A 13,864-nucleotide genomic window follows, 5' to 3' on the forward strand; every position below is an offset into this window, starting at 1 on the left:
GCACGATCTGTCCCGGCGGCAGCGAGGCGTACTCCGGCTGGTGCAGGGTGAGCAGGATCCGCTGCCGCTCCTCCTCGCTCAGGCGGTGAGCGACATCGCGGGGGCTGGCCTTTACGGCGATCCTCGCCGTCCCCATCACCACCAAGGCCTTCCGCCAGCGTTTGAGGGTGCGCAGGCAGATGCCGATCTCAGCGCAGGCGCTCACCAGGCCGGCGCCAGCGGCATTCGCCTCGCCGATCAGCTCGATCACCTTCCGCCGGTGCGCGGCGCTGGTCAGCCTTCCTCGTCCTCCGAACAGAAGGCCTCCCACTTTTTTCGCAGCACCAGCAAGGCTGCCGCCTCCGCCAGGGCCTTCTCCTTGCGCTGCAGCTCCTTCTTGAGGGCCTTGATCTCCCGCTGGTCCTGGGCGCGGAGCTTCTCGAGCTCCTTCTGCTCGGCCATCGTCAGCACCGGCTTGGCGTTGGCATCCTGGGCTGCCTGCCGCCAACGGCTCACCTGCTCAGGAAACAGCCCCCGCTCCCTGCAGTAGGCGCTGAGCTCGGTGGCATTGAGGCCAGCGGTCTCCAGCACCACCGTGAACTTGTCGGCAGCACTCCAGCCTTCTGGTTCCTTCTCGGATGCCGGCACCACTTCTCCCTGCAACCGCCAGGTCTTCCTCCATTTGTAGAGGGTGATCACGTGGATGCCCAGCTCTTCTGAAATCCGGGCCACGCTCTGCCGGTGCGGCGGGGTCATCCGCCTCCTCACATCAGCCTTGACGGCCTCGCTGTAACGACGCATTGGTCATGTCCTCAAGCCCCCGGGTGTACGAATGAGAGGGGTGACATCTTTCCTGAACCCGGGGGGTTACCACGGGTTAATCCATTCTCCTTGTTTGTCTTTTCAGGCTCCCGTGGGTCCCGGGCGATGAAGTTGAGAGATCAAGGACAGGCTTGACTGCACCGACTGGGCAGCTGCTGTAACGTGCATAGAATGACACACTAAAGCCAGTACGCTCGAACTTACCCAAGTCAAAATGGACGCTACAAAATGACCAGACTTCTGACAAGAAAAAGCCATGAGCATCGATTATCTCTGCACTATGCTTTCGATCCAGAGGAGGAAGTCTGTGGTCTCTGAAATCCAACCCTCAACGAAGTGTGTAGAACAATCGATTGAGATGCAGCCTGCCTCCACTATCGTTTTTGCACGTCAGACCTTCCGTCGCCGAGACGCACTGAATCGTTCCACGCCGAATGCTGCGTCCATAGGCAAGAACCGGCCAATTACTTCCAGCCATGGAGTCAGAGGATCGAATGGCATTGGCTGGTCCTTGCTGCCGGAGCTGAAATCGAGTGCCCCTGCATCCACCATCTTCGCAGCCCCAGTTTGCCCACCTATGCTGGATGACATCACAAAACAAGTCACCGCTGTATAACACACAATAGATGTTACGTGAGGGCAGCACGAATCCATCCATCGCTCGAGCAGTACCAGGCTCTAGAAGAATCAGTAATGGAGCCAAGCCGAGCCTGAACAAGAAGGAATGAATGAACGCCCTATCCTTACGCATGCTATTAAGAACCTGAGGGGGGAGCATGTCTGAATCTACACATGGCTTAATCACAATAGTCAAATCCAGGCCGAGGCGTGCCCCTGCCACTTCCTGCTGCTTCTAGATGTTGGATATTCCTTACTGTATTTCTACTCCTATCTAGCCATGTGCATTCGTAGGGCCCCGACCGAAGGAACTCGATGCGGAGTGTCTGGATACAGTCGACTTGTCGATGCGCGGCATTCTGAAGTTGGCGGATCTTCTCTTGGATCCTAGGCGTAACGACGCCTCCTCGCTCCGGAGAGGGTGGGAGAGTTAGTGATACATAGAACTTGCCCTTCGAACGTATCTCTGAATAGCTGATCTCTGTTGGAGGTTTGCTGGTACCCCACATAGCCGCTTCCGCTTTACCCGCTGACGAAGACTGTCTCATTCGACTCAGGACGTAGCCCTCAGGTTTGAGACTGAAGCCTGCAGATGCTGCTGCACGCTCGATGCCAGATAGACAGCTTCGTGGCAACTGAGTTGGCTGGCTTTGGGCGGCATTTGAATGGAGCGTCAGAATAACAGCGCTAAACGCCCAGAGTAGAGACTTCGACGCTGAGCGCACGTTCACTTGATGTTGCACTTTGTCTCCGAATTGTTGCTGGGCCACTTCGTAGCTCAAGTCCGTCGCGCGGGGCAGCGACTCGGCTGATCCTATTTTTATCGTCGCCGCCATTGCTGCTACTGAGATAGTGGAATCAAGCAGCATGTTCTCCTGCGTATGGTGAGGTGCTGTTCGCATCTTCCTGTGAACCAGCCGATGGTAGGACATGGCCTGTTCGTTCGAGGTGGAGGGTGCACCTGGGTTGACGCTCTATGGAGTGCCTAAAACGATCATGTGAATGAGGTTTTGGCTTATTCAAACCTGATGCTCGTTTAACTGTATTGAACGGCTGCTGGACATTCATAGGCTGGTAAAGGAGGGGTGTGTGTTTGTCTGAAGTCAGTCTGTTTATCGGTACACAGTTTCATTGGGTGAGCTAGCTCTCGAAGTGCATTCATCTGATGCTTCACAAGGAATGCACCCTCAGTCCAATGAATCAAACAGCCACTTAAGGGGAATAGAAAAATCCCCAGTCCCGCACGCGGGAGTCCGATGCATCCACCCAGGTGAATGCTTTTGCCGTATTGTCTGGGAAGAAGCCCACCGGCAGATAGCCCTCCCACCAGTGGCGATATTCAACCAGTCCAACTCTTGGACACGATGCCATCATCAGCGAGGCAAAGGTTGTCAGCGTCTGTGGGGATCCCAGTACTCCTTGCCAGATACGATCGGCATCCCCTGACAGGTAGAAGACGATCTTTTTGGGGCGGCCTGATGGGTACGTACGGTACAGCTGTGAATAGTTGCCATTCTCAATGGTGAGCCGTGGCTCAATCCGACCAGGTCTTGTATTGGATACAAAGGGGATAAACGCCTGTTTGGAGACCAGCCACTCCCGCGTCTTATCGATTGATTGCTGGCAGCTGATCAGTGAGACAGGGGGGAGTGGCTCTGATGTCGTTGTTGCATGGCAAGGGCTTGTACAGGCGAGTACCAGCAGAAGGGCTTTCGTGGATGTTTTCCATACGGACTTGACAGGAGACTCAGTCATAACCGGTGCTTTCATGGTGAGAATGGCTAGGCGGACAACGGCTTCCCGATCGTCTTGGACTCTATGCTTGTCCCTTGGGAGTTCAGGTGTGTTTCGTTTACCCTGCTTAGGGATGAATACGCAGCTGTCTCAAGCGGATCATGTGCAGATTGCTTGTCGATATTCATCGTGTTCCGTTTCCAAACGTGTAGTCTTTGACAATAGGCGGACTAACCTCGCCATTCGTTGTTGTCACAATCAGCCCCTTTCCCTTGGCATTAAAGAACTGCTGTCCACACATACCATGACCCGTCGGTGCGCAGTCAAGAGTTTCATACCACCCCCGTTGCCGAAAGTAACTCGCAAGTCGTGTTTGAGCTTCTAGATGATTATAAGATGAATTCTCCGCACTTTTATAAATCCAGTTGGCCGCAGGGTAAGCGCTTCTCAAAGGCTGCCATCCAGCCTGGATCAACCGTTGCCGAGCGATGCCGTAATTCATCCCCACAGTGATGGGCACGGATTGAGCGACGGCACTGATGGGCGCCACTGTGATGGCGAGTGTTGAGATGGTGGAAAGGAGAGACTTGTTCATCTGTTCAACAGGAGTCGGAGGTGCAAGTGACCCTTGGTGGCGGTGGGGCGGCTGGACATCACCTTCTTGTTCTGGGTGGAGCGTAGTGATTCCAGTTGGGAGCACCATAGAGCGACTCCCGCTCATTCTTGCAAATGTTCTCTCCGCAGTGAGGGCCCGATAACCGTTTGGATGGGTGGATGAACTGATCCTTTCTGAGATTGCCGCTGCCCATTGATGAGAAGGTTTCTGTCTACCATCTCCAATGGAATCTGATACGGGTAACTGTTGGACAGGCAACAGTGATTGATTGTGTAAACTGCGGAGCAGCGATGGATTGCTCATCATCCCAGTGTTGGCTGCACTCTGTGCTCTTGTGGCCTTTCCGCCGAGTGCTCCAACTCCTGGTCTGTCATCGACCAGCTGCAGCATAAACGAGTCAGACTTCCCCTGTGCAGGTACGGTCGAGCTTGGGCGAAGTCTTCCACCACCTAACGAGAACGGGAACTTGCGAACACTACTGCCTGTAGTATCTTGCGCCTGACTTCTGCTCATTCTCTCGACTGATGGTGTCGAGAACCTCCCGGCAACGCAGAGCAGCATGCGAAGGACCTTTGTTGAGGACGCAATCAAGAACTATCGCGGCTATCCCTCGCCTCAAGGCGTCGTACGTTGGCGGTATGGGTTGAGAGAGTGTTGTGTGCTTCAAGCTGTTCTGCTGGTAAGGGATGCGAGAATAGAGGACACCGCCATTGGCTTCATCCTCCTATCGACAAGGGAGAACCCTGCCATTGCTTTAGTCTGATCAGAGTCGGCCTGAATGGATTGCCCAGGTTAAGCCGATATTGAGTCAGCGGTACCAATCTCCCATTGCCTCCATTCACGATGACGAGGAACGATGGCGTCTTGCCTTCCTGCGTTACTTGTCCAATGAACCGATGCTGCAACTGGCTGACGGCCAACCGCTGTCCTTGCAGGTATCCTGGCCGCGAAATGCAGAGCAAGGACGAGCCATCCTGATATTTGGCTACTGAAAACCAATACGGCTGTCCGCCAACATCAAATGAACGACGATACGCGACTTGCCATGCATCCCATCCCTCTGTGGCGCGTTGACAGTTCTTATCCAGGTAGACGGCATTGCCTGACTGCCTGACCAGGTGCTCTTGATGCCCTTTGCCGGACATTTTCGGAGTCGTTGGCGAGGCTGTGAGTCCTGCCTGTGTGCTCATGACCACCTGCAGCGCCAAGGCAATCAATACACCATGCTGGGTGAATGGCATCGGGGATCTCATGGTCGTCTGTTTGTGCACTGGCTCCGAATGACAGCACTCTGCAGGCCAATGACATCATTGACATTAGGTATCTCGGGATGGAAGAGCAAGGCGGAGGCCATCGCTTGATTCCCTGTCAGCAACTCCTGCTGGACGGCTGCCAACCAGCGGCTTGGATCGTTGCCAAGTGTTTGCAGGATCTGCCGACCCCGCTCCATCTCCTGCGCTGACGCTCCCACTATCCTGAACGTTGCATGCTCTGCGCCCGATGTGTTGGTCAGGCGCAGCTGCACGTTGATCCTCTCTCGAGGCTGGATTGGAGCCACCGGCCAGGGGATCCTTCCAGGCAGTGGTTGCCCCAGGCTTGCCAGGCGAACGTAGGGTTTGCCATGGCCATTGCCCGTCAGCCTGATGGCGCTGAGCGGGGCTGGAACGATCAGCACGGGAGCTCCAAGCGGCACAACGGCTTCGCCCACTTCCACCCCCTCTTCGAGGTGCGTTGCCGTGAGATGGGGCGTGATCAGGCAGACAGCCTTTGATCCGCCACTGCGGCTCCCGGCCGGACTGATGGCGGGATTCCGGTGGATCAGCCGCTGGATTCGTTCCAGCAGCGTGGGTGGTGGTCGTTTGGGTTGCGGTGGTTTCTCCGCCGCCGCAGCGACGGCCGTGACGCAGGCGCTAGCCAGGAGTGCCAAGCCTGCCCTCACCGTCATCGAAGCTGGCGTGGTGGCTGTCTTCATGGCGGCGAGGCTTCCCGACGCAGCAGGCTGCTGGCGCCCATGCCCACCAACGGCAGAGCGATCGGAAACAGCAGGCGCTGCTGTACAGCCAGTTCGAACGCCACCGGAACGGCTACCACGGTGATCACAGTGAGCCACAAGATCCGCCACGGCTGTTGTGGCACGGCCGCTGCCAGCAGGATTCCGAGCCCGGACGTCAGGCCCACCACCCCAATCCCCACCAGGTAGGGAAGGGGCGTCAGCCAGTGGTTGAGGCTGAGGCTCTGGGTCAGCACCGCCTGGAGCACTACACCTGGCAGCTCTGCGCTGCTGCCGCCCCAGGCCGGTCCGAGCGTCTCCTCCACAGCCCTGGGAGCGGTGAAGGAGTCGGTGCCAGGGGCAAAGCGCAGCATGCCCTTGCCCACCAGCAGCACCGGACTGCTCAACTGCGGCAGCTCCTGCGGTCTGTTCACCCGAACCACGAGCGGTGGCCGACCGCCTTGTCCGAACCAGTCGATCGACCAATCGATCACGCTGTGGGCGGGAAGGATGGGATCGGCTTTCGCCGACAGCAGTCCAGCCATCTGCTCTCCGGTGAGGGCCGGTCCCAGCTGAAGCGGAACCCGCCGTCGCTGATCCAGGGGAAAGCTCTGGCAGGTGTTGCTGGCAAGAATCTGGGTGCTGAGGTCGCGCTGTTTCAGGCCGCTTCCCTTCAGCAGAGGGTGCAGCTCGGAGTTACGTCCTCCCGCCGCCACAGCGGGGCAGGGTCCGCCGAAGTAACCCGCCACCACCAGTGGCCGTTGTTGGCGCTGGATCACGGCGGCCAGTTGGTTCGTTCCTGCTTCTTCGCCGTCGAGCGCAAAGTCGAGGGCCACGGTGTGAACCGTCGCTGGCGTCTGCTCCAGCACCGTGGCCAGGGCGGCGCGTGACACCTGGGCTCCTTGGCTTGGGCCTTGACCGCCCGCCGCTGGATAGGCCCAGTCATCCAGGAGCATGACGGGCAGGGGCAATCCCGTTGGCCCCGGTACCGATCTGAGAGCTCGCCACTGGCGTTGCAGATCCAGGCGCCAGTCGAGCAGTGCCGTGCTGAGCGAGCTTGTGGGATCGAGTGGCAAGGCCACCGCCAAGGCCACCGCGCAGGCCGCTGCAATCCATTGCCGCCTCTGGGTGCGCTCAAGACGCTGCACGAACTGTCGCCGCCTGCTCAACGGCAGCCGGAACGGCAGCGCCTGGGGTTGGCTGTAGGCAGCCACCAACAGATCGAGTCCACAGCGGTCGTTCCTTGCCCACCGTTCACGCACCGTTGCCGTGGCGGCAACAAGCGAGGCCCCTGCCTCCAGCTGCTGGATCAGGGCCACGAACACCTGGGCGGCAGCCGTATCGGGAACACGATCGAGGAAACAGAACGCCCAGTCCACCCCGGCGCCAACGCAACGTCTTGCCAGGTCGATCCCCTCACAACTGTTGAGCAACACCAGATGCAGGCCATGGCTGGCCGCCTGTTCGAGTTCCTGGCGGATGCTCTCGGCGGTCAGGATGCTTCCGTCTCCCAGGTGAAAGCGTCCACCAGCGCGGGGGTCCGCCTCGGCATGGCCAAGAAAGATGAGCACGTCCCAACCACCCGCGCGTAGCAAGGCCTGTCGCAGCTTGGTGTGGTTCGAATCCGTGTTCTGCAGGGTGAGGAGATCGATTCGACCCCGTTGATTCAGCCGCGTGAGCTGGCGGACTTCCTCAGCAAGATCGAGGCCCTGGGCATCGCCCACCAGCAGCAGCACCCGGGGCGGTCGGCTGACCCTTGCGGGTTGCCCGGCCTCGCGTCGGTGGCTCGAGGCCAATCGCCAGAAGGGCCGCTGCGCAAACAGGTTCTCCCATGGCAAGGATTCCAGCGCTCGTGCGCTGGCATCAAGCTGCAGCCGCAGCGGTGCTGCGGTATCGCGTTCAAGCACACGGTGCAGTGGCTGCCACGGCGGCTGCTGGAACCAGGCCATCAGCTCCCGGCGCAACTGCTCCGAGGCATGGGCAACGGCGTCCGCGGAGACGGGTGACTTGCCGGCATGGGAACGCCGGCGCTGGTCATGGTGGGCCTGAAACTGCCGCAGCCAGTACGCCTGTGCATCCAACACGCGTGCAGCCATCGGGATGGTGAGGGTTTCCTGGATCCCCTCTGCCACCACCAGGACCGTAAGGCTGTTGGGAGTGGTGCTGAGCAGGTGGAGGTCAACCATCGTCATGGCAACGGCTGATCCGGCAGCAACAGGAACGGAGGGATGGGGGCCAAGGGTTCGCCATCCGCAAAAGTCAGCCGGATGATCACGGAAAGGGAACAGGCCGGGCAGCGAAGATCCAGGCTGGTGCTGTCGTTGGAGGTGATGCTCTGCTCATGCTCTCCCTGCTGCGCCGTGAGGGTGAGCTGATCGGGTAGCAAGGCCCCCGGAGTGTCGCCAATGATGCGAAGCAGCAGGGTGCTGGCGATCTCGGAGCCGCTGGGGATCACCAGCAACTGCATCCGCTCGATTGCTTCACGCGCGGCTGGACCGCAGACCAGGGCGCCGTTGCTGATGGCCAGGGGGATCGAGAGAACGGCAAGGGCTTGATCCGGTTCCGGAATCGCCAGTGCGAGGTTCCGGAAGGCTGCCGCAGGGACGGGCTGCAGGGAGGCACCCAGGCCCGCGAGAGCCTCGGCCAGTCTTCCCTCCAGCCAGTCCAGCACGTTGACCACACCGCTGCCGATGGGGGTGACGGCGGCCTTCGGCAGAGCGAGCCGAGGCAACGCCTCCGGTTGCATCAACAGCGCCAGCGTCAACAGTCGCTCGAAGCCCCCCCGGAATTTATCGATGGCCAGGGGGATGGCCGCTGCCGCATCAGCCGATGCTCCCTGGGCAAGATCCACGAACTCCTTGCCCGTCAGCACCCCGGGGAAGTGAACGACCTGGTTTTCCCCATCCACCGCTGCCGCCAGGACCAACTGGGGCGCCGTTTCAGCCCGGCGCCAGAAGCTCAGATCGACCTGGATCTCCTCACTGGTCAAACCTCCACAGGCCAGCTGCACGGCGATGCCATTGAGGCTGAGCAGATGGTCTGGATCCTCGGGATCCAACGTGGGTCCGAGGCTCAGGGACTGCAGCTGCCGCTCCACCAGGCCCTGGCGCAGTGCCGCAAGGGCAAGCTGGCGTCGCAAGCCCACCCCCACTTCCTGGCCAACCAGCACCACGGCCCCGGCGGGCAGAGGGATCAACTCGGGTCCGCTGTCGTGGAGATCGAAGGTGGTCATGGACGGGAGAGGTAGGTGCGGATCCAGAAGCGCATCGGAGCTTCCTCCCCTTCTCGTTCTGGGTTGAGCAGGTGATTCTTCAGTGCCGTCACGCAGCGCTCCGTGGCTTCGAGCGACTGGCCGATGGCGGCAAAGGCCCCATGGCGTTGGAGTTCCTGGGCTGCAGAGAGCGCCAGGCGATGGGCGTGGAGTTCCGGTGTGAGCTTTTTGCTGACGGTGCCAGGGGTACAGCCGCAGCGCTCCGCATTTGGCCGGTTGCTGAGCCCGTCCCCATAGCCCTGCCACAGACAGTGCACCAGGGACGGATTGGTGCCGGAAGACGCCAGAACGGTGGGTAGATAGGCATCCATCGCCCGCTTCAGGGCGGCGTCAATCAGCCGTCGCTGCTCCGCCGCCGGGAGCTGATCAGCTTCCAGTTCCTCCAGCGAATCATGGCTTCCGGCGACGAGGTGCTCGCTGCCTTCATCGAAGGGCTGGAACGCCCCGCGAGGACCGACCAGGAAACTTCGGACGGCCTGGGCCACGGCGCTCAGATCATCAGCGAGCACGGGCGTGGAGACCTCCCGGGACAGCTGCTGGAGGAAATCGGCACTCGGCCGCCAGCCGCTGCTGCGACCGGTGGCAGCAAGAAACGCTTCCTTGGCCTGTCGGTAGAGCGGTTGATAGGCCTTGAGCAGGGCCACGGCCTGGTCCGGTTGAAGACTGCCGCGCCCATACAGCGACCAGGCCTCACGGACGCGCTTCCCGGAGCTGTCGGCCAACAGGGACCAGTCGGACTTGAGCAGCAGGCCATGCTCTTTCAGATAGGCCTTGAGTTCCCCGCAGGCCTGGATCCTGAGCTTCGTCCAATGGGGGAGGCCGCAGAAGCCTGGCTTGAACGTGCGGAGGACTTCGACCAGCAGGAAGGGTTCGTGCCGGATAGCCGGAGTGGCCGCCTCTCGCTGCACCTGCGGCGAGGCGTAGGGGTAGAGGTCACCGCGGTCGTCCAGCACCAGTACGGCCATCTCGAGGAGGTCGAGCCCATAGGAGGTCGCATAGCGGCGATGGAAGCTCCGCAAGGCTCTCACCGCCGGGTGGCTGACCCGGCAACGCAGACACACCAGGGCCTCCTGGTCACCCTGGTCACGGCAGGCGGCCAACAGGCGCAGATCTGTGGCGTCGTCGGGGACCGCCTCCTCCAGGCCGTGGCGCGCCATGGCTTGAGCGGAGTGCCGGGGGCGGAGGGTGCCGATGACCAGCCCCCCAGACTGGAACCCGCCAGGGTGGGCGGCCTGGGCAGGCACAAGCGCCTTGAGTGCGTCGTAGCTGTCGCTGTCGTCCAGATCCAGAGGCCTCACCCAAGACACATTCTGCCGGCGACGGGCTGAGTCTGTAAAGCTGAGTCGATGCATCAGTCACCAGGATTCAAAAGTCAGTTGATAGCCGCCGATCTGCCAGAGAGCCTCGTGTACATTCTCATTCCTGACAGATCGGCAGGGATTTGCTATCAGGAACAACGGTCGGCCGATGCGTGAGATCCATTCATCCGGACAGCAGCCATGCACCAGTCCAAGCCAAGCCTGAACAGATGGTGCTCCCTGGGTTCCATCGTGCTGTTGGCTGTGCTGAGCAAGGAAGCAACCCCATCACCGGCCATCGCCAGGCAGAAGCTGGATGGTTCTGCTGCGGTGAGTGTTCAGCAGCCAAACGGACGTGCCAACGCAGCGGCCACTCCCACACGTGCCCTGCCCGAGCAGGTGCAGGCTTGGCTGGCAGAGGCGGAAGCGTTGAGCGCCAAGGGCGCGCATCAACAGGCAACGATCCTCCGGCAGCAGATTCTCTTGTGGTCAGAAAGGAGTCGCGGGCCGGATCACCCCGATACTGCCCGTTTCCTCGGAGACCTGGGCGTCTCCCATGCTCGACAGGGAGCGTATGACAAAGCAGAACCCTTGTTAAGACGAGCGGTTGACATCAATCGCCAACGTCTTGGCAATAACCATCCCTATACGGGATCCGCCCTGGGGAACCTCGGAGGCTTGTTTGTTCTCCAAGGAGCCTATAGAGAGGCCGAGCCACTTCTCGTTCAAGCTGCAAGGATTTGGGAGCAGGCTCTCCGTCGTAAACAGAAGATCTCACCCATAGAGTTCAGCGCTCTGCTGCAGGCCAAAGGTGCGCTGGCCCAACTCTATTTTTATCAGGGTGACTATGAGAAGGCACAGCCACTGTTGGAGACAATCGTCGCTAGTCGAGTCAAAGTCTTTGGTGAGTCGAATCCTGAAACCGCACAGGCGATCGAGATGCTGGGCACCTTGTACATGATGCAGGGATCCATCCCCATGGCTGAAATGCTGCTTCCGCGTGCTCTCAGTATTCATCAGAAGACACTAGGGGCTGACCATCTCAGGACCGCTCGCTCAATGGATAGTCTCGCACGATTAAGCCGCCGCAAAGGAAATCTAAAGGCTGCTCAGGACCTTCTAGAGGAATCGCTGAGGATCAAAGAGGCTGCTCTTGGAGCCGATCATCTTGAATCAGCATCGGTGGCCAGTGATTTGGGTATGATCTACCATCAGCAAGGTCTTTATCGCCAAGCGGAGCAATTTTTGGCACGGGCTCTCTTGGCTAGGCAGAAGTTGTTGGGAAGCCGTCATCCTCAAACCGCCGACTCCTTTAACAACCTAGCTTTGGTCTATTCCCAGACAGGCAGACTCGCTAGGGCTACAGAACTGTTTGCGGAAGCCCTGAAGACAAGTGAATCACTCCTGGGCCCAACCCATCCAGGTACGACCATTGTCTTCGCCTCCCTTGGCGCGGTGTATGGGGCGATGGGTGATGTCGAGCAGAGCATTGCATTCTTTCAACGGGCTGTTGAGGGTGAAACGCTCTATCTGCGCCGCCAGATCCCATTGCTGCCGATCAAAAGGCGTCAGGATCGGGTCACGGAGGTTGGAGGAGCTTGGGAAGCTGCGATTGGATTGGCTGAACGATCATCCTCTGCATGGCCCCTTGCCCTGTTCACTCGGCTCAACCGTCAAGGCCTTTTGCAGGACCTGGAGCTTCATCAAGCATTGCTGATACGCCATCCCGCCCATCGCAAAGCTGCTGAACAGATAGACTCTGTGTCTACGAAGTTGGCATCAATAGCAACTCCGCCTCAGCAACGGGAAGCGTTGCAACTCAAAAGGCTTCAACTTGAGCAGCAACTCTACCGGCAGTTGCCCCAACTCAAACCAACGCTTGTTTCCACACAGGACATTGCCAACGTCCTTCCCGCTGATGGTGTGCTGGTTGAGTTTCAGAGATACCGTCCGTTCAACGTCGGGATGATCGGCGGTCAACCCTCCTGGGGGGAAGCACACTACATAGCGTTGATATTGAAGCCCAACGGAACCATCCAGGCAGTTTCGCTGGGCAGAGCCTCCGTGATCGACACGGCGATCACAAGGATGCACACAAGCCTTGAACAAGCCACAGCCGATGCTCCATCGCAGCTTGCCGAAGTCCGCCGGCTGGTGGTTGATCCCATTCGACCACATACGAGAGGCTCCAGCCGCTGGTTTCTCTCCCCCGACGCAGAGCTCAATAGGATTCCTTTTTTGGCCCTGCCCAGTGAATCTGCTGGGAGCAATCCCCTCAGCGAGCAGGTCAAGATCAAGATCCTTACGACCGGCCGTGATTTGCTGCGGCTGCAACAGCCACCCATGCGAGGGCACGGGAAGTTGGTGATGGCTGACCCCGATTTTGACAGGCCTGGGTCCGGGGTTCCCTTCTCCAATGCGAACGCGGCCAAACACCAAGCCCAACGGCGATCCACGGATCTATCCGCGACCAGATGGCAGCGGCTGAAGGCAACACAAGGTGAAGGGACGGCGGTGGCGGCGATGCTCTCGACCACGGCTATTTTCGGTACGGATGCCTCTAGCCTGACTTTGCAGCGGATGCAACCTGCCAGGATCGTCCATGTGGCCACTCATGGCTTTTTTCTGCCTGATCGGGCTCCATCCAGTACCGCCGGCAGCCAATCGGGTGAGCCGCGCTTTGGTCTGCTCGAACCTTTGGTGAAGCAGGAGCCGATGCTCCGCAGCGGGATCGTTCTTGCTGGTGCAAACTATCCAGCCGCCAACAGTCTGGATGATGGCTACTTGACCGCCGCTGAAGCAACATCACTGCCTCTGCACGCCACGGAACTCGTCGTTCTCTCTGCCTGTTCTACGGGTCAGGGTGAGGCGCGTACCGGCGAGGGTGTGTATGGCCTGCAGCGTGCCCTTGCTGTGGCCGGTGCACGATCAACACTTCTCTCCCTATGGAAAGTGGATGATCAGGCAACCAGGGAGTTCATGGTACGGTTCTATCAACTGCTGAAACAAGGACATGGTCGCCTTGACGCGCTTCAACGCGTTCAGGCGGAGTTCCGTTTGAACCCGAAGCAACCCGAATGGAGGCATCCCTACTATTGGGCAGCCTGGCAACTCAATGGGGACTGGAAGCCTATCCAAGGATTGTGATCATTGCCTGCAGCCCTGACAGATGGGGGAGACATTCTTTGCCGAATGCTGTTTGGGTCAGGCATAAGGAATTGTTTCTGCTTTGTGCACATCCCCACCATCTAGCACCTGTAAACGGCCATAGCGGGTATTGCTATTCACGAATAGCTGCAAATTCTGAAGGCTTTCCCAGACACAGGGGGCCGCGAAGGCATTCAGAAGAGCGAACTGCACACCATTGCTACCGCGGTAGCATACGGCTTCTGTAGCCACCAGGAAAGCTGGAACATGCAAACTCACCAAAACTGCAGGGGCTAGAAGGGGGCGGCTAATGAATCTCTGGGCAACGATTCGTGGAGAGAGCAAGAGGGCATACAATGTTCAGAGTTGGCCTGTTTAGGTGATGGCCG

General features: G+C 59.3%; 10 protein-coding genes. 1 reads left to right on the forward strand and 9 read right to left on the reverse strand.

Annotation, left to right across the window (positions count from 1 at the left end; genetic code table 11):
• Positions 1-273: 273 nt before the first annotated feature.
• The 9 genes from CYAGR_RS18980 to CYAGR_RS01285 all read right to left on the reverse strand — a co-directional run bounded on the left by CYAGR_RS18980 (position 274) and on the right by CYAGR_RS01285 (position 10,187).
• Positions 274-735, reverse strand: a complete 462-nt coding sequence (locus tag CYAGR_RS18980) for a helix-turn-helix domain-containing protein (RefSeq protein WP_043325248.1) — start codon at positions 733-735, stop codon at positions 274-276.
• Between the two features lie 394 nt (positions 736-1,129).
• Positions 1,130-1,579, reverse strand: coding sequence for a DUF6636 domain-containing protein (locus CYAGR_RS19545; RefSeq protein WP_425386788.1), 450 nt, complete (start codon positions 1,577-1,579; stop codon positions 1,130-1,132).
• Between the two features lie 1,052 nt (positions 1,580-2,631).
• Positions 2,632-3,189 carry a hypothetical protein gene (locus CYAGR_RS18035; RefSeq protein WP_015107945.1) on the reverse strand — a complete coding sequence of 186 codons (558 nt, stop codon included), beginning with the start codon at positions 3,187-3,189 and terminating at the stop codon, positions 2,632-2,634.
• A 148-nt stretch (positions 3,190-3,337) separates the two neighbouring features.
• A complete protein-coding gene (locus CYAGR_RS18040; RefSeq protein WP_156818351.1) occupies positions 3,338-3,748 on the reverse strand; it encodes a hypothetical protein in 411 nt (136 codons plus the stop codon).
• A gap of 737 nt (positions 3,749-4,485) precedes the next feature.
• Complete coding sequence (locus CYAGR_RS18045) at positions 4,486-5,010, reverse strand: hypothetical protein (RefSeq protein WP_156818352.1); 525 nt, start codon at positions 5,008-5,010, stop codon at positions 4,486-4,488.
• Between the two features lie 8 nt (positions 5,011-5,018).
• Entirely contained in the window at positions 5,019-5,741 is a 723-nt protein-coding gene (locus tag CYAGR_RS18050) for a hypothetical protein (protein ID WP_015107948.1), read from the reverse strand.
• The gene (locus tag CYAGR_RS01275; RefSeq protein WP_015107949.1) at positions 5,738-7,951 is read right to left on the reverse strand and encodes a CHAT domain-containing protein; all 2,214 of its coding nucleotides are present in this window, start codon (positions 7,949-7,951) and stop codon (positions 5,738-5,740) included. Before CYAGR_RS01275 ends, CYAGR_RS18050 begins: the two co-directional genes overlap by 4 nt.
• Positions 7,948-8,991: a hypothetical protein gene (locus CYAGR_RS01280; protein ID WP_015107950.1), complete on the reverse strand. Its 1,044-nt coding sequence runs from the start codon at positions 8,989-8,991 to the stop codon at positions 7,948-7,950. The genes CYAGR_RS01275 and CYAGR_RS01280 overlap by 4 nt, the downstream gene beginning before the upstream one ends.
• Positions 8,988-10,187 (reverse strand): hypothetical protein, encoded by a 1,200-nt coding sequence (locus tag CYAGR_RS01285; protein ID WP_043325290.1) that lies wholly within the window; start codon positions 10,185-10,187, stop codon positions 8,988-8,990. The genes CYAGR_RS01280 and CYAGR_RS01285 overlap by 4 nt, the downstream gene beginning before the upstream one ends.
• Positions 10,188-10,529: 342 nt before the next feature.
• Here CYAGR_RS01285 and CYAGR_RS16785 point away from each other — a divergent pair, with 342 nt between their 5' ends.
• Positions 10,530-13,475: a tetratricopeptide repeat protein gene (locus CYAGR_RS16785; protein WP_015107952.1), complete on the forward strand. Its 2,946-nt coding sequence runs from the start codon at positions 10,530-10,532 to the stop codon at positions 13,473-13,475.
• Positions 13,476-13,864: the final 389 nt, after the last annotated feature.

This window comes from Cyanobium gracile PCC 6307 (assembly GCF_000316515.1).
Lineage (GTDB): Bacteria > Cyanobacteriota > Cyanobacteriia > PCC-6307 > Cyanobiaceae > Cyanobium > Cyanobium gracile.